The organism is Vibrio wakamikoensis, assembly GCF_050337275.1.
Taxonomy (GTDB): domain Bacteria; phylum Pseudomonadota; class Gammaproteobacteria; order Enterobacterales; family Vibrionaceae; genus Vibrio; species Vibrio chaetopteri.
The window spans coordinates 36,498-55,090 of record NZ_JAKJST010000029.1; the positions used below are offsets into that span (position 1 = coordinate 36,498).

Here is an 18,593-nt window from a genome sequence, read left to right on the forward strand (position 1 = left end):
TTGAGCGGCGTTTCTGTATTTTTGGTTCAGTAAAACTAATCAGTTTGCTATACATGACGCTTTTCCAATAGCGACTTCACTAGACGCTGTATCCAAGTTAATGCTGAATTACGTGCCATTTTGCTCGGCCAAACCATATAAGTGTCAAAGGTTTTAGTCTCAAAAGGGAACGGTAGTGACTGTAAGTGGAACATCTCACCATACTCCTCAAATAACGTCTCAGGGACGGTTGCAATTGCCTGGGATTGAGAAATAGAAGGCAACATGCCTAGTAGTGATGAATGTTGGCTGTGGGTACGCCTAGGAGGCAAAACATCGCTGACTAACCATTCAACAAAAGTGAGATTATCGCGACGAATGTTTAGCAGCGCATGGCTTTCCTCCATGTAGACTTGTTTGGTCATTTGGCCATTCTTGAGTCGAGGATGATGCTGACTTGCAATGCAGACTAGACCGTCGCTGTGCAAAAGCTGTGACTGAAAAACGCGACCGTCAGGTGGGGCTACGTCAATGACAAGATCGACTTTTTCGAGCCTTAAGTCCTCATAAATACGTGCATCATTGGGAGGTAGCTCTTTTAGGATTAAAGAGATGCCTGGGTACTTGTCAAGAACATGGAGCTGTTTTTGAAGCCGCAGTAGAGCCGCTTCATGGCAATAGATTACAAAGCTTCGCCGGCTAGTGAGTGGGTCGAAGCTGTCCAACCCTTCCATTACCTTATCGATACCCAACAAGTGTTCATGTATGTGCTCGTACAAGTCGACCGCAAACCTTGTCGGTTTAATGCCTCGTCCTGTTCGGGTAAACAGTTCACTGCCAAGTGCGCCTTTTAGTCTTGACAGTGCGTTACTGACTGACGATTGTGTTAAATCCAATTCTTCAGCTGATTTAGTGACAGACTGTGTTTCATAGGTCGAGACAAACACTCGCAACAAGTTGAGATCGAACTTCTTGCTATTTTGTTTATTCGAAACCATAGTGCTTCCTTGTCAATTTGTTGTAATGGTTGGATAGCCGATATGAATGGCTCGGTTAGTCCAAGTTCTTCTTAAATCTTAGCGCAGCTACAACAATACCGATGAAGGTAAATCCAGCCAGCCAAAGTGTATCTCGCCATACGTCTGCTAAATCAGCACCGCGTAAAATAATTCCTCGAATCATGCGCATAAAGTGAGTGGCCGGTAAAGCTTCTGCAATCCACTGAGCGGCAGTGGGCATGGCTTCGTAGGGGAACATAAAGCCAGAGAGTAGAATGGAGGGAAGCAGAATAAACACGGTCATTTGCATCGCTTGTAGCTGGGTCTGAGCGATGGTTGAAATCACCAGCCCTAAGGTGAGGCTAGCGGCAATAAACAGTAAGCTACCGAGTAGTATCTGGCTGATTTGCCCATTAATGGGAACGCTGAAAATGAGGTAGCCCAAGCCTAAAATAATGAAAATTTGGATAAGACCGATGAAGATATAGGGCACGATTTTGCCAATCATCAATTCAAGCGAATGGATCGGCGTGGTGATAAGTAGCTCTAAGTTGCCCCGCTCTCGTTCGCGCACGATGGCCGCGCTGGTAAACAGGATCATGGTCATGGTCAATATCACCCCAAGCAGACCAGGCACGATGTTGACCGCAGAGCGCTGGCTGGGATTATATAGCAAGGTTGCTTCAAAAGTTTTGGTTTGGTTGGGCTGATACCCTGCGATAGCAAACTCCGCTATCGGCATAGTTTGCAGTGAGAGTAAGGCTGCACTTACCATGGTATCAGAACCATCCACAAGCCACTGCCCAAGTGTTTCTTGGTGCGTGATACGCTGGGTTAGGTTGGTTGGTAATATTAATGCGGCGCGCACGACGCCTTCTCTAATCGCCGTTTCTGCTTCCTTTACGGTGGCGTATTGAGCTTTGACATTCACCACTTGAGTGACTTTGACGGCTTCTACAATCACCCGACCAGGCGCTGACTCACTTTTATCCACGATAGCAACCGGTATATTGCGGACGTCCGTGTTCATGGCAAAGCCAAACAGAATAAGCTGAATGAGTGGGATCATAATCACCATGCCAAAGGTGATGCGATCGCGTGAAAGCTGGCGGATCTCTTTCACCATAATGGCGCTCATACGAGTGAAACTTTTCATTGTCGGCCTTCTCCTGTGACAGAGACAAAGACATCTTCGAGGCTAGGTCTTGCTGGTGTGAGTTCGCAATTTTCTAGCTCGGGAAATGTGTTAATGAGCCACTTAATGGGATCGGTAACTTGCTGGTAGATGAGTACACGCAGTCGAATACCAAGCTGAGCGGCAGAGCGTACTTCTGGGCATGCAATGAGGCGTTCTTTTAACGCTCTAAGATTCGAGGCTTTTACTTCAATGATGTTGACACCCATGTTGTTCATTAGGGTTTCTGGTTCGCCATCGGCGCGCATCTCACCGGATTCCATAATGGCTAAGCGATGACAGCGCTCGGCTTCATCCATGTAGTGAGTGGTGACCAGTATCGTGGTGCCTTGATCACTTAGATCAAACAGCTGTTCCCAAAAGTCGCGACGATTCTCAGGATCAACGGCGGATGTGGGCTCATCTAAAAACAACAACTCGGGGCGATGCATGGTGGCACAAGCGAGAGAAAGTCGCTGCTTTTGTCCTCCGCTCATGCCGCCGACTCGCTGCTTTTGGAGGTTAGTGAGCCCATAGATGGTCATCTGCTCGGCGATTCGCTGTTTCAGCAAAGCCCTATCTAAGCCAAATATCTGGCCTATGAACTGAAGGTTTTCAAGAACGGTCAAATCATCATAGAGAGAGAATTTTTGCGTCATGTAGCCAATTTTAAGCCTGAGTGCTTCAGATTGTTCGGGGATCTGTAAGCCGAGCACATTGACCTCACCTTCGGTGGGTTTTAGCAAACCTGTGAGCATGCGAATTGTCGTGGATTTACCGCATCCGTTTGGCCCTAAAAACCCGTAGATACTGCCTTTAGGCACAGAGAGGTTAATTCCGTTGATGGCGGTAAAGTCACCAAACTTTTTGACCAAGTTGGTCGCTGTTACTGCAATGTCTGTCATCTATTTGAGTCCTTGCAAGTCGACTTGAGCAGGGACGCCAGTCGGCAGGCTTTCTGCACTTGCAGGAAGGTCAATTTCGGCCAAATACATAAGTCGAGAGCGTTCGTCTTCTGTGAGGGCATAGTAAGGCGTGAACGAAGGGTCGGCAGCCACCCAGCGCACGCTGCCAGTTAACACCTCATCGAGACCGTCAACGTGTACATCAACTTGCAGTCCAGGAACGAACTTTACGCGCACAGAAGAAGGAACATAGACTCGGGCATAAGGGATACGATCTGCGAGCACCACTGCAACAAACGCCCCAACGGAAACACGTTCGCCTAGGTTATACGGCAGGCTATCTAAGATGCCATCTCGAGTGGCAGTAATAGTTAACTCATCAAGCTGTTGAGTTTGTAAAGCAACATCGGCTTTAGCGGCGGCAAGCGCGGCTTCTGCTTGAGTAATATCTTCGGGTCTAGAGCCTGCGGTGAGTTTGGAAAATTCCTCATTGGCAGAGTTTAACTCGGCTCTGGCGGTATCACGGCTGGCGACCGCTTGGTCTTTTTGCGATTGGCTGGCGAGTTTTTTTCGCACTAGCTCAGAGGCGCGGGAATAGTTTTTCTGAGCTTCGGTGAGTTTTGCTTCTGCCATATCGACTTGCGCTTTGGCGGCAGCAATGTCTTCCGGTCTTTCACCATTGGTTAGACGCAGTAAGTAAGCGCTAGCTTTAGCCTCTTCGGCGATGGCATGCGCTAGCACGGCTTCTTGGCGTTTAGTATCAAGGCGGACAAGTACATCACCAGTTTTGACACGGGTTCCCTCTCTTACGGGGAGCTCACGAATGATCTCATTAGCTGTGGAAGAAAAAGAAATACGATCTCTTTCCAGTGTGCCTAATGCCTTGCCGTTGTCATCGTTTTGGCAGCCAAGGAGAGCTAAGACTAGTGGAATAATGATTAGCAGTGAACGTTTCATACCCAACCCTTCTATGGAGATCTACTATCAATATTAGAAGGGTGTTGGCTATTTTCTAGCTGAATTTCATCAAGTTATGAAGTCAAGTCGCTTTTTAGCGATTCGGTGACTGGATAGATTTCTTTCGATTAATTTTGTACTTATCTTGCTATGCGATACTGCAGAGCGAGCGTGTTAACAGTGTCTATATCGTGAGTCCAGAATATTGATTGTATTTTCGATAATCTACACTGCCATTATGATCACAACGCCAGCGATTGTGAATTTTACTACGACATAGGCAGAAGAATTTGTTGCGGATGTTTTTAACTGGTTGTTAAACGTAATATAGTTTTTTCTAAATTGTCTGAAACCACATCACGTATTGACACTCTTTTGCCGCTTCTGACTAGTACCTGATATAGGGATTTCGTAGATTATCAATTAGGAACACGGCAAAGGCTGCCACCGCGTTATGGAACACTGCACTATCATGAAAGATCAACTCACAATCTCAATTTCAACGATTAATGGCTCCTCCCACTGGCAGCTAAGTAAATCGATGCGTCGCAGCTTAAAGAGCTTGGCGGGGATCGGGCTGGTGTTAGTGCTAGGGGCCGTGCTACTTATTCAGCACTTGTATCAGGTGGTGGATTACGCGGAGTTAAAGCAGGCGGAGCTTGCCAGTGAATCACAAACGCTTGGGGACGAGTTGGCCAACCTGCAAGATCTTAAGCAGACATTGCAACAAGATCTCTCTGAGCGTGAAGAGCGAATTAGCCTAGTGTCAGAGCGCCTAGCAGATTTGGAAAAGGTATTGGGCGTAGCCGACTCACCAGAGAATATCGACTTAGATTCAAGACTTGATGTAGCGGCGATTCACTCTAACGTGCGTATGACGATGCTCAACCAGATCCCAAGTGGTTCACCGGTGGGTAAAGAGCGCATCTCGTCACAGTTTGGTAAGCGAAAGCACCCGGTGACGGGCAAACTAAAAATGCACCGAGGTATGGACTTTGCGGTCAATACTGGCACAAAAATTTACGCGCCAGCGGATGGCGTGGTTGAAGTGACAAGACGCAGTAAGAAAGGGTCGGGTAACTTTCTTAGGTTGCAGCATTCGTTCGGTTTCTCCAGTTCATACTCTCACTTAAAGGGCTTTAAAGTTCGCCCGGGACAGTTCGTCCGTAAGGGAGAGCTCATTGCCATTTCTGGTAACAGTGGCCTGTCATCGGGTCCACATTTGCATTATGAAGTTCGCTTTGTTGGGCGAGCACTTGACCCTAAGCCGTTCGTGGAGTGGGGCGTAAACGATTTCGAAGATATCTTTAAAAAGGAGCGAGCAATACGATGGGAATCTTTAGTAAAAACAGTGGAACAAAGAGTCGCTCAGCAGCTTCAACTCTCATCGCCAAAGGCTGTGTTATTAGCGGAAAACTCAAACTAGAAAACGACATACAAGTCGATGGTATCGTTGAGGGTCAGTTGCACATTGAAGGTGTGATGGTGGTGGCTGAATCTGGTCGAGTAAAAGGCGAAGTTTATGCTAAGCAATTGATTGTCAATGGCATACTGGAAGGCGATTGCCACGCGGAGCAGATCCAGATTCTGGCAAATGGCCGTGTCAAAGGCAAAGTGTGGAGCAACAATTTAAGCATTGAACCGGGTGGCAAGTTCTTTGGTGAAACCGCTGAACTGCCTGAGAAAGAAGTGGTGACTATAACTAGCCAAGCTAAGAAAGAGGCCAGTACACCATCTCCAGCGTCCAAAAGTTCACCGCAATCTGCATCGGCATCAGGTGCAAATCAAGTGAAACCGGCAGCTAAGCCAGCGGCTAAAGCGGTGAAAACGGCATAGCTCAAAACAATTTTATCGCGCCTCAAGCCTCTATTGAGGCGCCTTTCCTCTTCGATTGACATGTCCTTTTCGCGACGTTCAATACGCTATACTTTGTATTGGGATGTCAGTGCTAACCTATCCTAGTGACGTTGTCACCTATTGTGGGCTGGAACGTTTGGCATACCCAAAATGTCGTAATGTGATCTAAGTAACCAGCCTTTCTTGACCGAAATCAAGCGAGGTTAGGTATAACCATAAAGCACTATTCCAAATGACAGATTTCCCATTAATTTTATGGGATAGCCTTATGCCATTTATTCATCACTGATAAGGCGGAGTATATGTCACCAGAGAAAACTTCACAGAGTCGACGTCGATTTCTTCGCGACGCCGCTCGAACCGCGGTCGGTGTCGGCGCAGCCGCGACCGTATTAGGACTTCAATCCAAGCAAGGACAAGCCAGAACCAGTGGTGGCGTGCCTATTCGTCCGCCCGGCGCATTGGAAGGCAATCACTTTGACCAAGCGTGTTTACGATGCGGTCTTTGTGTTCAAGCCTGTCCTTATGACACACTGAAACTCGCCACATTGCTCTCTCCCGTTGCTTCTGGAACGCCATATTTTACCGCGCGCGATATTCCTTGCGAGATGTGTGAAGACATTCCCTGTGTCGTAGCCTGCCCAAGCGGTGCTCTAGACCATGCGCTGACTAACATTGATGACTCGCGGATGGGGCTCGCGGTGCTGATTGATCATGAGGAGTGCCTCAACTGGCAAGGGCTTCGATGCGATGTGTGTTATCGCGTCTGTCCTCTTATAGATAAAGCAATCACGCTTGAGCCGATTCGTAACCAGCGAACTGGTTATCATGCGATGTTCATCCCTACCGTTCATTCCGATGCTTGCACGGGCTGTGGTAAATGTGAGCAAGCCTGCGTGACTGAGGTACCTGTTATCAAAGTGGTTCCGATTGAACTCGCTAAGGGTTACATGGGGGATCATTATCAGCTTGGCTGGGAAGAACAGGTTGAGCTGCGAGATGGTACCTTCCCTGAAACGCCGGAAATTGCACCAACTGAGCATATTCGCATCAATGACGGGAGAAAATAATGGCTAAGAATCTCGCTAAAGATGCTGGTAATGATGCTATCCGTGAACTTGGCTGGTGGCGCGCTCATCGATTTCTGATTCTACGTAGGTTGTGTCAGTTCTCGATAATTGGCTTATTTATGATGGGGCCTACGTGGGGTATTTTACAGGGCAATTTGTCGTCTAGCATGCTGCTAGGTACAGTTCCGCTGAGTGATCCTTTATTGGTTCTGCAAACATTAGTTACCGGACATTGGCCAGAGGTGAATGCACTAATTGGTGTCACTGTCGTTGTGGTTTTTTATGCGTTGCTAGCTCCTCGCGCGTTTTGCGCTTGGGTGTGTCCCCTAAATATCGTTACGGATATGGCGGCATGGCTGCGCCGTAAGCTGAATCTCAAAACCAGTTTCAAGTGGTCTCCAACAATACGTTACTGGTTGATCCCCGTGATCTTACTTGGCAGTGCGGTATCGGGATCGCTGCTCTGGGCGTGGGTGGATCCTGTCGCGACACTGCATCGTGGGTTGGTATTTGGGATGGGCGCAGGTTGGATCCTTATTGCGTTGGTGTTCTTGTTGGATTTGGTGCTGGTCGAACACGGTTGGTGTGGGCATCTGTGCCCGCTTGGAGCAACTTATGGTGTGATTGGTCGTAAGAGTCCAATACGTATAAAAGCCACTCACCGCGAAGCGTGTACTAAGTGTATGGACTGCTATAATGTTTGCCCAGAGCCGGATGTACTTAGACAGCCACTAAAAGCGGGTGACAAGCGGGTAATGAGTCAGGACTGCATCAGTTGCGGACGCTGCATTGATGTTTGTGTGCCGAAAGTCCTTGAGTTTAAAGTTCGGCCTAACGCGGACTAATACAATAGCGCCAGCCTTGAAGGCTGGCGTTTTTCATAACTCATTGGTTAGATGAAAAAGCTGAGTTAATAACGCGCTTCTAGCGTTACGCCACTAAAGCTGGTGTAGCCGTTAAGCATGATGTGGTAGCGGCCGTTTTTTGTACTCGTTACGGTACAGGTTTCTTGGTTACCGTAGCGATAAGGTCGACATTCCCAACTGCTGAGCGTTGGGGCCGAGCCATAGCGCAAGTACAAATCGGCATCGCCAGAGCCACCTGAAATCGTGACGCTCAAACGCTGTCCAGCAGTGACATCAATGTAATACTGCTTTTGCTCGCCGCGACCGCCAGAAATGTTGCTCACGGGTGTCGCGTTCTTGAGTTCACCATCTGGTGTCTGGCCGCCACAATCGTTGCCGCAACCGCTATCGGTGAGGCTGTAAACCAGTTTGTTCACGGTGCCATTGGTATCGCTTATCTTGTTGATGCTCGCACGCTCACTGATTTTAGCGGCCACTTGAGCGGGTGAGAGTGACCCGTTTTCTTGCAAATACAGTGCTGCGACACCAGCGACATGCGGCGTTGCCATCGAAGTGCCACTAATGGTCTTGTAGCTGTCGTCATACCAAGCAGACTTAATGCTTGAGCCCGGCGCAAAGACATCGACACAACTGCCCCAGTTAGAGAAGCTTGAACGTGCATCATTACTGGTGGTGGAGCCCACGGTGACGCCACTGGATTCTCGAGCAGGGGAGGAGTTACAAGCATTGGCATTATCATTGCCGGCAGCGAGCATAAAGCTCACCCCTGATTGCACGGCACTAGCAACAGCGCGATCAAGTGCCGTAGATACGCCACCTCCTAAACTCATGTTGGCAACCGAAGGCCCAGATGCGTTTGCCGCCACCCAGTCTACACCACTGATAACGCCAGCAGTGGTACCAGAACCGGTACAGCTAAGCACGCGGACACCGACGATATTAACGTTTTTTGCGACACCATATTGCGCCCCGCCAATGGTGCCAGCGACGTGAGTACCATGGCCGTTACAGTCGGTGGCATCACTGTCATTGTCGACAAAATCGTAACCAGAGCGCGAGCGGCCACCAAACTCAGGGTGAGTGTTGGTGACACCCGTATCGATAACGTATGCGGTCACACCGCTGCCATCATAGTTGTAGCTGTAGTTACTGTTTAGTGGGCGATCGCGCTGATCAATACGATCCAGTCCCCAAATAGCGTTGCTTTGATTGGCGTTGGTTGAGAATATCGGATCCAGTGTAATGACCTGGTTCTGCTCGATGAACTCGACTTGCTGATCGCCACGCAATTCTAACAATTGCTCGGCGGTAAGTGTGGCAACGAAGCCACTTAGCGAGCGATTGAAGACTTTTTCTATCTCAAATGAATGCTGGGTAGCCAGACCGGAAACGGTCTGCTCTGTGAACTGTTGTAACGCAATAGGATCGTTACTTAGCGTCATAGGTTGCTTGAGTACCACGATGTATTGATCGCTAAGCGCAGTGTCTGCTGATGCTGTGACTAGCGGTGCTAATACCTCATTTTGTTGTAACTCTGGAGTTGCAAGGTTTTGTTCAGCTAGGGTGTAGCTAGAGTTGATCGCAAAAACCGATGCGATAGAAAAGGTCAAAAATGTCTTTAACATATTGTGTTCCATTCAAAAGTTATCGAATTATTGAATAAAGTCAGCGTTGAGATAACTGACAGTGCGAGTGCTTGAAACAGCTGTGCAGCTCGCGTACGAAATTCAAGCTAGTCAAAACCGATGAGAAACGTGTGAAGAATATATGCACTCAAGTGCATTTCATGGGGTTTGTACCAATGGCTGCGATAGGTATCATAAAAAACAGCTTTATTCTGCAGTGATGAAATTTATGTGCTACTGGGTGTTTATTGATTAAGTTATTGTTTATAAAGGATGTTTATTAATATTTTAAACTACTATTCTTGCAGTTTTATTGAATGAATAGGCAGTATATGGGTCAGTGCTCACTACAAGACCCATACGCGACACTATAGTCTAATAGATAAGATGAAGAGAGCACTGCTCATTACCGGATACAACCACTAACCATTGTCCATCTTGCCAGTGAATCACCTCCTCTCTATATAGGTGGGTATATTTAGAGAGTAGATTCTCACAGAGAATCGTATTGGATTCGCTGTGTTTTATTTCGATGGAAAAGTCGCCAATATCCTTTGGTAAGTTAATTTGTGTTGGCGAGTCGAGTAACAACGTTTGCAGTGACAAATCACTATCAGTCACCTTAAGTTGTGCCATGCTGTGTTGAGGTAAGGTTGTATCAACAATAAACAGTGGAACACTATCGTCAACAGGTGTGATATCAGGCCTGGTCATTGCGTAGAGTGAATACTGACTTGCACTGACATCACCAATAGCAAATACCCAGTAAAAAGCGTCATCAACGATGTCTATTTGGGTGCTTGCGCGTTTAATTTGTAGGTTTCTATCCAATAAACTGATGGTAAACGGGTGGAGCGAGTCAATCGGTTCGCTAAAGTGAACGGTGGTCAGAAGACTTGAATGACTTAGGACATGATCTTTCAGCAAGTGGTACTTATGCTGAGAGTGAGTTTGAGCAACAACATCATGAATTGCGAAGCCGGAGTGATTCTGAATGAGATCGAATGTACGAATTTTCATGGATGAGGTTGTCATGATCTCAGGCTCATTAATTTGAGGTGTCGAATTGCCGCAGCCATAAAGTGAACCAAGGGCAAAGATAAATAATGAGTGTGGAATGTAGTTGAATAATTTCATAGTAAAATCTCGATTAATTGTGGTAGCTATGACGGCTAGATATTAAATCTAAGCTTTCAATATATAATTCCATCTTCGGACAGCGGAATAGACTGTCGATATCTAACCATGTAGGGTGCCTATCATCCACTGAGATAATGTAGTGCTTTTCCATGAACAGTAATGTTGTTTCTAAAATCGAGTCCCAGCGTGTATCTTTACGATGATTTCGCTGTTCTGATTTTGGATAATACATCCACTTAGTTGTGCTTATTTGTGGGCAAATATAAACATTGCCACCGTTATCTACGACGACTTCACCCTCAAGGCCATTGACCCGGAGCTTTTTGTTTACATCGTCTTTTGTATCGGTATTAACTGCTATAGCGTAGATAAATGGCATAGTAACCTTCAGATAAAGTGAGTCCTCAGGAGACCCTGATTGTTTGGTGGTAAACGCGGCCAAAAGGCCGATGGTACTAGGTATTAAATAATATTTCGTGGATCTCGAATGCTGAGATCCATATCGTCTAAATAACGAGCTAGTTTTTCAATTGAGTTAATAATAATTTTAGCGCGGTGCAGTGAAACCATTTGGTTTCTTTCTAGCTCTTTCATCACTTCATTAACTCTTTGTCTTGCAATACCTGTCATATCACTTAATTGTTGTTGGGAAATTGCTATTTCCATAGGCATGCTTTTACTACTAATATGAGCTAAGATTTCAATCAACTGATAGACGATCCGTTCAGTAATATTGGCATTGTTGACTATTTGGCTTTGTAGCCATTTTTCTCGAGATTCGAATGTGAGTGAGTAGAACCATTTGAAAATCTCATTGTTCTTGCGAGTAATTGGCGTCAGTTTTTGATTGCTAAAATGAACGATGCTGCAAGGTTCGATCTCAATCATGATAAATGAGGACAAGGAATGAGCATCATCAATATAGTTGCCAAACCAACCTCCTTCACCCACCAGTAAACAGTTTGCTGTTTTCAAGTTTGGCGTTTGAATGCAAATCGCCAGTGTCCCTTTTTCAACAAAGTTAACGCCTTTATTAATCAAGCTTGCGCCAGCAATGCTCTGATTAGACAGCATTGTGCGCTCAGCGATGAACTCAAGGTCACTCAATAGCTCACTTGATAAGGAGGTCGTCCATCGAATTTGTTTACTGCAGACTGTCTTTGTCATCGCTGCCCCTTTTTGATGTCGTCTAAAAAAATTATAGAGGCTAATAGCGGGTGTTTCTTGTTGATGTGAGAGAGTGTAAGAGATGGGGAGGGAGAAGAGTATCCGCTAGCGGACACTTCTAGCAAATTCTTGATAAAGAACTTGCTAGTGTGTTAGATGGATAGAGTAGGAGGAGGCTTAACGAGCGATATCAAGAACGTTGTCTTTCACGCCATTAATTCGAAACCAACCAGCGATACTAAAGCGCTCGCGTTGTGTAGGCAGAACTTCGTGAGGGAACATTTCTGAGAAGAACACAAACAAACGGCCGGACTTAGGCTTGATGCGAGTGATTTCATTGTCATCAAGATCGTAAACCACTAAGTCGCCGCCGTCTTCGTCTGTCCACTCATCATTCATGTAAAACACGGTCGTCAGGCGGCGGTTCTCGTTGCCACGGAAGCAATCAAGATGCTTTTGATAGAAATCGCCTTTCTCATATTTGGCGAAGTGCGCTTCATATTCAAATAGCCCCAAGAAAAAGTGTTGGTTTGCAGTTTGGCGAATGATTTCCATCTTGCTAAGAAATTGCCCTACCGGATCGCCAAGATCGGGTGAAAGCCAACAGATCTTGTCACTGCGAATGGTACTTTCACGCGCCACATCATCATTACGACCAATACGCGCTTTGTTCCACTCTTCAGGTAAGCACTCTTTGAGAGCTGAAACCTGCTCGGTTGAGAGAAAGTCATCCCAAACGAAATAGCCATGTTGGGTCAGGTTGTCGATCAGTGTTTGCATGATGCACCATCGTTGTTAGAAACTGGGAGGGCGCTTTATAAAGAAATAGACAGTGTGCTTCAATTTAGGTTGTTTATCGTGACGATAACGCTTGAGAAAAAAAGGCGAGGTATAACAGGGAAGAAGTCGCCCCTTACCGCAGCAAGGGGCACAAGACTACTTGATGTAATCGATAAGGGCTTGCTCACTTGGTAGCGCGGTCATTGCGCCTTTTTGTGTTGTCGCCAAAGCGCCGCAGCCGTTTGCCCAGCGAACCGCATCTACGATTGTTTCATCATTGATCCAATCTGCTGTTTTAGATAAGCGAGTCAGTAGGCCGCCAACGAACGCATCGCCTGCGCCTGTGGTATCAACGGGTTTGACTGGTGTGCCCGCAATGAGTTGTTGCTCATTGTCGCGAATAACCAATGCGCCTTTTGCGCCTTGAGTAATGAGCACAAGTGTATTGTTGTATTCACCGAGCGCTGCGATACCGGCGTCAAGGTTGTCGGTTTCAGTTAGGAGCATCAGTTCATCGTCTGAGAACTTAACCACATCGGCCAGAGAAATGGCTTGCTGGCACACAGGCTTGATGAGGCTTTGGTCACCCCACACTTCGTCGCGAAGATTTGGGTCGAAACTGACAAAGCCGCCAGCTTGTTTAATGCGTTTCATCGCTTCCAGCGTCGCGCTGCGGCTTGGCTCATTAGCAAGAGCGATAGAGCAAACGTGCAGCCACTCGCCTGCGCTAAACTCAGGAATGTCGCTTACTTGCATAAATTGATCGGCACTTGGCTTAACCATAAAGGTGAAGCTGCGCTCGCCTGATTCATCAAGATCAACGATAACCGTTGACGTGCGCTGGGCATCATCCAATAGCATAAAGTCAGTATTCACTTTTTCTGCACCAAGTGTTTGCTTCATGAAGCGACCAAGTGGATCTTGGCCAACACGACCAAAAAAGCCGGTCTCACCACCGAGTCGAGCGATCGCAACAGCGACGTTTGCAGGAGCGCCGCCGGGACATTTTAGATACGTCGTGTCCGTATCAGGAATCAAATCTACAACGGCATCGCCAGTTACCCAAACCTTACTCATAACAAATTTCCTGTACTAATCGATTTGTTTTGAGTTTACTAAATCGATTTAGCAAAGAAAATGTGTTTTAATAGACACTATGATAGCGGCGCTAAAAATTGTGATCTGAAGCACGATCACGATCCGCAGTGAAGATCTTCTCTATATAAGACGCAACAAGCAGGAAGCATAAGTAGAACGCGATGAGCAAAAAGCTAAAATTGGCCGATATCGCACAATTAGCTGCGGTCTCTAAATCGACCGTCAGTTTTGTGCTGAATGGACATGCAGAAAAACACCGCATTAATAAAGAGACGGTGGCACGCGTGCTGCGTGTCGTTGAGGAGCATAACTATTCGCCCAGTGTTTATGCCAGAGCGCTCAAGTCGAAAAAGACTCAAACTTTTGGCTTGGTGATCCCAGACCTTACCAATATGGGTTTCGCTACGATTGCGAAAGTACTGGAACAGTTGTGCTTAAACGCGGGTTATCAGCTTTTAATTGCTTCTACCGATGACGATCCCTCGCAAGAGCAAAAAGCGGTGGCGAACCTTATTGAACGCCAAGTTGATGGCATGATGGTGGCCTCATGCTTAGATAGCGATGACTATTATCAAAGTCATATCAAAGATATTCCAGTAGTGTTTTTTGACCGAGAGGTGGAGTCCGAGCGCTATAGTGAGATAACGACGGATGCGTATGATTCCACGAAAACTATTGTATCTGCACTGGTAAAAGATGTGTCTGAATGTGCGTTTATCGGCGGACAACTCTCTTTATCTCCTAGCCGAGAGCGTTATCAAGGCTTCGTCGATGCTGTTCAAGAGGGGGCACGGTCGCTGCAACCTGAACTTGTCTTTAACCAAGATTATCAGCCTCAAAGTGGTTATGAGATGATGCAAAGCTGTGTTGAGAATCTCGGTCGGCTCCCTGCTGCACTATTTACTGGATCCTACTCACTATTAGAGGGGGTGCTCAGGTATCTAAATGAGCACAACCTAATGGCAGATGCCGCCCAGCAACCGATGCGCATAGCTACCTTTGATAACTATTCCGTGCTCGATTGTTTGCCACTGCAAATCGACTCTATCGAGCAAGATTGCCAACAGTTGGCGGTGAAGACGTTTGATTGTTTGCAAAAGACGCTGTCTAATAAGGACTATAAAAGCAAGATGAGCATCCCTGCTCACATTCATAATCGGAGACGCTAGCACCACATGGACTCGAAATTACTACAACCTCTCTATATACAGATCGCCGATACGCTCAAACAACGTATTGATGATGGGCTATACCCACAAGGTTCCAAGTTGCCCTCTGAGAGTCAGTTAGTAGACAGCTTGGGTGTTAGCCGCGTTACAGTGCGCAAAGCACTTGGTCAGTTGGCGTATATCGGCTATACCGTTTCTGAAAAAGGGAAGGGGACTTATGTTGCGGTTCAAAAACTCAAACATGACTTTTTGGGTATGGCGGGCTTTGCGCAGGAATTGCAAGGTGCAGGCTTAGAAGCGAGCAACCAAGTTGTTCATTTCGAAAAGACCGTGGCCGATGAAGCCTTGGCCGAAAAACTGTTGGTTGAGCGGGATTCTGAACTGTATCGCTGCGGGCGTTTGCGTGTGGTCAATGGCGATGTCGTGTCTTATGAAGATTTCTACATTCCGGTTGCACTGCTGCCTGACCTCAATAAAGAGGTGTTGTCTGGATCTAAGTTTGCTTATTTAAAAGAGCAAGGCATCGAGATGGTAAAAACGCATCAAAAGATCAAGCCGTCATTGCCGAGTGAGTTCGTACAAGATAAGTTATCAGTTGAAGCGCTTGAGCCGATCTTGATCAACGAATCGATTAACTATCGCAGTGAGACTGAGCCGTATGAGTACTCCATTGTCTATTATAAGTCGAGTGTCTATGACTTTGAGATAGTAGCGAGGCTCTAGTTTCTACCAAGATCAATAAAACCACCTTTTGATAAGGTGGTTTTTTTATATGCCCTCTATCTATTATTGATTGTGATGACAAGCACGTTTCTCACGTTCAATACAACAAAAAGGTTTATCCTGTATTTTACCTGTATTACATTAATACACGTTGAATACAGGTTACTATTTTGTGCTCTTAGGAGAGAACGGAACCATGGCAAGAAATGCAAAAGTTGTCGCATCGCAAGTTATGGACTTGCTCGGTGGTGAAGGCAACATCGAACAGTTGACGCACTGCGCAACGCGTCTTCGCGTCGTCACCAAGGACGACTTAAAAGTTAACGCTGAAAAGCTAGGCGAAACAGAGGGAGTTCACGGTTACTTCTTTAAGAATGGCCAACATCAGGTCATTCTAGGTACCGGCTTTGTGGGTAAAGTGTTTGCTGAGCTCACTGGCAATGGTGAAGTAGACACAAGTGCAGCACCTAAGAAGGAAGCATCGGGTAGCACGTTTCAGCGCGTTACTCGAACTTTCTCAGACATCTTCGTTGCGATTATCCCTGCACTCGTTGCAACGGGATTGCTCATGGGACTGCGTGGACTGATCGTCAGCGGGTTTGGCGTTGAACTTTCGCCGCAACTGACGACTCTTTCTCAGGTATTGACCGACACCGCCTTTATCTTTATCCCTGTTTTGGTCACTTGGTCAGCGATGCGCGTCTTTGGTGGCAACCCGGTATTGGGTATTGTGCTCGGATTGATGCTGGTGGCACCGCAGCTGGCGAACAAATGGGATGTCGCCTTTGGTAACGCTGAAGCGCTAATGATTCCATTTATGGGCTTCGAAATTGCGGTGACAGGTCTGCAAAGCTCCATTCTACCTGCTGTATTTATGGGCTGGTTCGCCGCTATGGTTGAAAAGACGTCTCGTAAATATGTGCCAGAGGTATTGGATCTGATCCTTACCCCGTTCATCACGCTTCTTGTATCACTGATTGCAGGGTTGGTTTTTGTCGGCCCGTTGCTATTAGGTATTGAGAAGTTCATTACTGATATTGTGGTTTACTTCCTGCAAATCCCATACGGCATAGGTGGTCTCATCTACGGCGGCGCCATTCAGTTTATGGCTGTGACAGGCATGCACCATACGATTGTTCCAATTACGATCGCGATGGTGACTGAGACAGGTTTCGATTACATCAACCCGCTCGGTACGGCGGCGATTGCTGGCCAATTTGGCGCGGCGATGGCAGTGATGACCATGCAAACCAGCAAGGTGAAAAAGTCAGGCATGTTTGGCGCGGCGCTGCCAGCACTATTTGGTATCACTGAACCTGCGATGTTTGCCGTGACCTTACCTCGTGTTAAGCCATTCTTGTACGGCTGTGTGGGTGGTGCGATTGGTGGCTGTATCGGTGCGATTGCGGGTATTGGCTCAGCAGGTACGGGCGCTACAATGCTTCCGGGCATGTTGCTTTACTTGGGCGGCGGTCTAGGCATGTATGTTGTTGTTATGCTGGTTGCTGCGTTGGTTGCCTTCGCAATGACCAAACTGTTCTACAAAGAAACAAACTAACACATTGATTTTTATTCCCTCATGGATGAGCGAGTCACATGAGGGGATTTTTTTATTTTGAGTTTTAAAGAGAGTCGTTATGGATTTTTCGAACCGTCAAAACCGTATGGTTAGGCTAGACGAAGTTTCGGATGAGTATTTGCAGCATATTGCGAAGCTCACCAAACAGGATCCTTATTATCCAAGCTATCACATTGCGCCAAAGCATGGGTTGGTCAATGACCCGAATGGTCTTTGCTACTTTAACGGCGAGCACCATATCTTTTATCAGTGGTTCCCGCTTGGTCCGGTGCATGGTTTAAAGCATTGGTACCACGTGTCGACGAAAGATTTTGTGCACTTTACTGACCGAGGTGTCGCGCTCTATCCAGATCAAGATTATGACCAACATGGTTGTCACACTGGAATAGCGGTCGTTGAAAATGATCGAATGAACCTTCTTTATACCGGGCACTTTGTACCTGAGCCAGACACAGGTCATCCGACACAGGTATTGGCGGTCATGGATAAAGAAGGCAACGTCGAGAAAAAAGGGGTAGTGGTCGATTTCAACTCAGAGCACTACACGCATAATATGCGTGACCCTGTCACGATTCGGCGTGGTGATGATTATTACATGTTGATTGGCGCTGAAAGCCATCAGCATGAGGGAAAGCTGGCAATCTATGGAGGCTCAGCTCTCGATAGCTATCAATACCTTGGTAATGTCGATATTGGCCTCGATAACTTTGGTTTCATGTGGGAATGTCCAAATTATTATGAGCAAGATGATAAGGGAGTGTTTATCTTCTCGCCTCAAGGCGTGACGTCTGAGAGTAAGTACGACTTAAAGAACGTCTTTTCTGTGGTCTATATCGTGGGCAAACCTATCGATACCGAGAAGCGTGTGTTTGAAAACCAAGGCTACTTTGAACTGGATAAGGGGTTTGATTTCTATGCCCCTCAAACCTACTTAGACCCGAAAGGCAGGCGAATTCTTATTGGCTGGCTTGGCAATTCTAAAAGTGAATACCCAACCGATAAAAACTATTGGGCTCACATGCTCACGCTGCCAAGAGAAGTGACGATTCGCGGTAATAAACTGATTCAGCAACCGCTAGAAGAGCTTAAAGCACTAAGACACACCACTCAACCGTTAACGACGAGCAACACATTGAGTAGTGCTGCATTTGAGCTAGAGCTATCCGTTGAAAGCAGTTTCTGCCTTGAACTTGCCAATGACAATGGCGACAAAATGGTGTTCTCGGGCAATAAAGAAGAGTGGATTCTGGATCGAACCGGTGTGACAGAAGTACACGCTGCTGAGTTTGGTACGGTACGTTTTGCTAAGCGCCTGAGTACTCAGAGTCGAGTCAGAGTGTTTGTCGATAACTCGAGTATTGAAATCTTCTGTGATGACGGGGAAACGGTGTTTACGTCACGTCTGTTCGTAGCGCAGCTTAGTCAGCTCCTGCTAACGGGTGCAGAAGGGAAGATTCATTATCTAAAGGGACTTCAGTATCAGTAGTGATATTTGACGCTCTCGTT

18 protein-coding genes are annotated in these 18,593 nt (G+C 46.7%); 8 read left to right on the forward strand and 10 right to left on the reverse strand.

All coding sequences use genetic code 11. From position 1 onward, the window contains the following. Positions 1–47: 47 nt before the first annotated feature. The 4 genes from L4C42_RS17425 to L4C42_RS17440 are packed head-to-tail and all read right to left on the reverse strand — an operon-like array spanning position 48 to position 4,013. On the reverse strand, positions 48–977 hold the full coding sequence (locus L4C42_RS17425; RefSeq protein WP_429761458.1) for a LysR family transcriptional regulator: 930 nt from the start codon (positions 975–977) through the stop codon (positions 48–50). Positions 978–1,032: 55 nt separating this feature from the next. Beyond that, entirely contained in the window at positions 1,033–2,133 is a 1,101-nt protein-coding gene (locus L4C42_RS17430) for an ABC transporter permease (RefSeq protein WP_353498819.1), read from the reverse strand. After that, complete coding sequence (locus tag L4C42_RS17435; protein WP_353498820.1) at positions 2,130–3,056, reverse strand: ABC transporter ATP-binding protein; 927 nt, start codon at positions 3,054–3,056, stop codon at positions 2,130–2,132. Before L4C42_RS17435 ends, L4C42_RS17430 begins: the two co-directional genes overlap by 4 nt. Continuing rightward, positions 3,057–4,013 carry an HlyD family secretion protein gene (locus L4C42_RS17440; protein WP_418642590.1) on the reverse strand — a complete coding sequence of 319 codons (957 nt, stop codon included), beginning with the start codon at positions 4,011–4,013 and terminating at the stop codon, positions 3,057–3,059. Positions 4,014–4,485: 472 nt separating this feature from the next. Here L4C42_RS17440 and L4C42_RS17445 point away from each other — a divergent pair, with 472 nt between their 5' ends. The 4 genes from L4C42_RS17445 to napH all read left to right on the forward strand — a co-directional run bounded on the left by L4C42_RS17445 (position 4,486) and on the right by napH (position 7,785). Beyond that, positions 4,486–5,439: a M23 family metallopeptidase gene (locus L4C42_RS17445; RefSeq protein WP_353498822.1), complete on the forward strand. Its 954-nt coding sequence runs from the start codon at positions 4,486–4,488 to the stop codon at positions 5,437–5,439. Further along, positions 5,343–5,849, forward strand: a complete 507-nt coding sequence (locus L4C42_RS17450; protein WP_418642589.1) for a bactofilin family protein — start codon at positions 5,343–5,345, stop codon at positions 5,847–5,849. The genes L4C42_RS17445 and L4C42_RS17450 overlap by 97 nt, the downstream gene beginning before the upstream one ends. Before the next feature lie 323 nt (positions 5,850–6,172). Beyond that, positions 6,173–6,940: a ferredoxin-type protein NapG gene (gene napG / locus L4C42_RS17455; RefSeq protein ID WP_418642588.1), complete on the forward strand. Its 768-nt coding sequence runs from the start codon at positions 6,173–6,175 to the stop codon at positions 6,938–6,940. Continuing rightward, positions 6,940–7,785 carry a quinol dehydrogenase ferredoxin subunit NapH gene (napH, locus tag L4C42_RS17460; protein WP_418642587.1) on the forward strand — a complete coding sequence of 282 codons (846 nt, stop codon included), beginning with the start codon at positions 6,940–6,942 and terminating at the stop codon, positions 7,783–7,785. Before napG ends, napH begins: the two co-directional genes overlap by 1 nt. Positions 7,786–7,850: 65 nt before the next feature. On the opposite strand, the gene L4C42_RS17465 is transcribed toward napH, so the two are convergent. The 6 genes from L4C42_RS17465 to cscK form a co-directional block, all read right to left on the reverse strand. Next, positions 7,851–9,431, reverse strand: coding sequence for a S8 family peptidase (locus L4C42_RS17465; RefSeq protein WP_353498826.1), 1,581 nt, complete (start codon positions 9,429–9,431; stop codon positions 7,851–7,853). 375 nt (positions 9,432–9,806) lie between these two features. Continuing rightward, positions 9,807–10,568 carry a hypothetical protein gene (locus L4C42_RS17470; RefSeq protein ID WP_429761463.1) on the reverse strand — a complete coding sequence of 254 codons (762 nt, stop codon included), beginning with the start codon at positions 10,566–10,568 and terminating at the stop codon, positions 9,807–9,809. Positions 10,569–10,581: 13 nt separating this feature from the next. Next, on the reverse strand, positions 10,582–10,950 hold the full coding sequence (locus L4C42_RS17475) for a hypothetical protein (protein ID WP_353498828.1): 369 nt from the start codon (positions 10,948–10,950) through the stop codon (positions 10,582–10,584). Positions 10,951–11,033: 83 nt separating this feature from the next. Continuing rightward, positions 11,034–11,678 (reverse strand): Crp/Fnr family transcriptional regulator, encoded by a 645-nt coding sequence (locus tag L4C42_RS17480; RefSeq protein ID WP_429761465.1) that lies wholly within the window; start codon positions 11,676–11,678, stop codon positions 11,034–11,036. 237 nt (positions 11,679–11,915) lie between these two features. Beyond that, entirely contained in the window at positions 11,916–12,518 is a 603-nt protein-coding gene (locus L4C42_RS17485; protein ID WP_353498830.1) for a 2OG-Fe(II) oxygenase, read from the reverse strand. A 156-nt stretch (positions 12,519–12,674) separates the two neighbouring features. Further along, a complete protein-coding gene (gene cscK, locus L4C42_RS17490) occupies positions 12,675–13,595 on the reverse strand; it encodes a fructokinase (RefSeq protein WP_418642582.1) in 921 nt (306 codons plus the stop codon). A 182-nt stretch (positions 13,596–13,777) separates the two neighbouring features. Here cscK and L4C42_RS17495 point away from each other — a divergent pair, with 182 nt between their 5' ends. From L4C42_RS17495 to L4C42_RS17510, 4 genes are all read left to right on the forward strand, one after another. Then, on the forward strand, positions 13,778–14,785 hold the full coding sequence (locus tag L4C42_RS17495; RefSeq protein WP_429761468.1) for a substrate-binding domain-containing protein: 1,008 nt from the start codon (positions 13,778–13,780) through the stop codon (positions 14,783–14,785). 6 nt (positions 14,786–14,791) lie between these two features. Beyond that, on the forward strand, positions 14,792–15,508 hold the full coding sequence (locus L4C42_RS17500) for a GntR family transcriptional regulator (RefSeq protein ID WP_418642580.1): 717 nt from the start codon (positions 14,792–14,794) through the stop codon (positions 15,506–15,508). Between the two features lie 196 nt (positions 15,509–15,704). Beyond that, positions 15,705–17,066 carry a PTS transporter subunit EIIC gene (locus tag L4C42_RS17505; protein WP_418642579.1) on the forward strand — a complete coding sequence of 454 codons (1,362 nt, stop codon included), beginning with the start codon at positions 15,705–15,707 and terminating at the stop codon, positions 17,064–17,066. Between the two features lie 79 nt (positions 17,067–17,145). Beyond that, entirely contained in the window at positions 17,146–18,573 is a 1,428-nt protein-coding gene (locus L4C42_RS17510; protein WP_418642578.1) for a sucrose-6-phosphate hydrolase, read from the forward strand. The last annotated feature ends 20 nt before the right edge of the window (positions 18,574–18,593 follow it).

Excerpts from the sequence above, each read along its gene's own strand:
- napH (WP_418642587.1), top strand. The coding sequence starts at position 6,940 with ATGGCTAAGAATCTCGCTAAAGATGCTGGTAATGATGCTATCCGTGAA.
- L4C42_RS17505 (WP_418642579.1), top strand. The coding sequence starts at position 15,705 with ATGGCAAGAAATGCAAAAGTTGTCGCATCGCAAGTTATGGACTTGCTC.
- L4C42_RS17485 (WP_353498830.1), bottom strand. The coding sequence starts at position 12,518 with ATGCAAACACTGATCGACAACCTGACCCAACATGGCTATTTCGTTTGG.
- L4C42_RS17425 (WP_429761458.1), bottom strand. The coding sequence starts at position 977 with ATGGTTTCGAATAAACAAAATAGCAAGAAGTTCGATCTCAACTTGTTG.
- L4C42_RS17510 (WP_418642578.1), top strand. The coding sequence starts at position 17,146 with ATGGATTTTTCGAACCGTCAAAACCGTATGGTTAGGCTAGACGAAGTT.
- cscK (WP_418642582.1), bottom strand. The coding sequence starts at position 13,595 with ATGAGTAAGGTTTGGGTAACTGGCGATGCCGTTGTAGATTTGATTCCT.
- L4C42_RS17500 (WP_418642580.1), top strand. The coding sequence starts at position 14,792 with ATGGACTCGAAATTACTACAACCTCTCTATATACAGATCGCCGATACG.
- L4C42_RS17475 (WP_353498828.1), bottom strand. The coding sequence starts at position 10,950 with ATGCCATTTATCTACGCTATAGCAGTTAATACCGATACAAAAGACGAT.
- L4C42_RS17435 (WP_353498820.1), bottom strand. The coding sequence starts at position 3,056 with ATGACAGACATTGCAGTAACAGCGACCAACTTGGTCAAAAAGTTTGGT.
- L4C42_RS17465 (WP_353498826.1), bottom strand. The coding sequence starts at position 9,431 with ATGTTAAAGACATTTTTGACCTTTTCTATCGCATCGGTTTTTGCGATC.
- L4C42_RS17440 (WP_418642590.1), bottom strand. The coding sequence starts at position 4,013 with ATGAAACGTTCACTGCTAATCATTATTCCACTAGTCTTAGCTCTCCTT.
- L4C42_RS17445 (WP_353498822.1), top strand. The coding sequence starts at position 4,486 with ATGAAAGATCAACTCACAATCTCAATTTCAACGATTAATGGCTCCTCC.
- L4C42_RS17430 (WP_353498819.1), bottom strand. The coding sequence starts at position 2,133 with ATGAAAAGTTTCACTCGTATGAGCGCCATTATGGTGAAAGAGATCCGC.
- L4C42_RS17495 (WP_429761468.1), top strand. The coding sequence starts at position 13,778 with ATGAGCAAAAAGCTAAAATTGGCCGATATCGCACAATTAGCTGCGGTC.
- L4C42_RS17470 (WP_429761463.1), bottom strand. The coding sequence starts at position 10,568 with ATGAAATTATTCAACTACATTCCACACTCATTATTTATCTTTGCCCTT.
- L4C42_RS17450 (WP_418642589.1), top strand. The coding sequence starts at position 5,343 with ATGGGAATCTTTAGTAAAAACAGTGGAACAAAGAGTCGCTCAGCAGCT.
- napG (WP_418642588.1), top strand. The coding sequence starts at position 6,173 with ATGTCACCAGAGAAAACTTCACAGAGTCGACGTCGATTTCTTCGCGAC.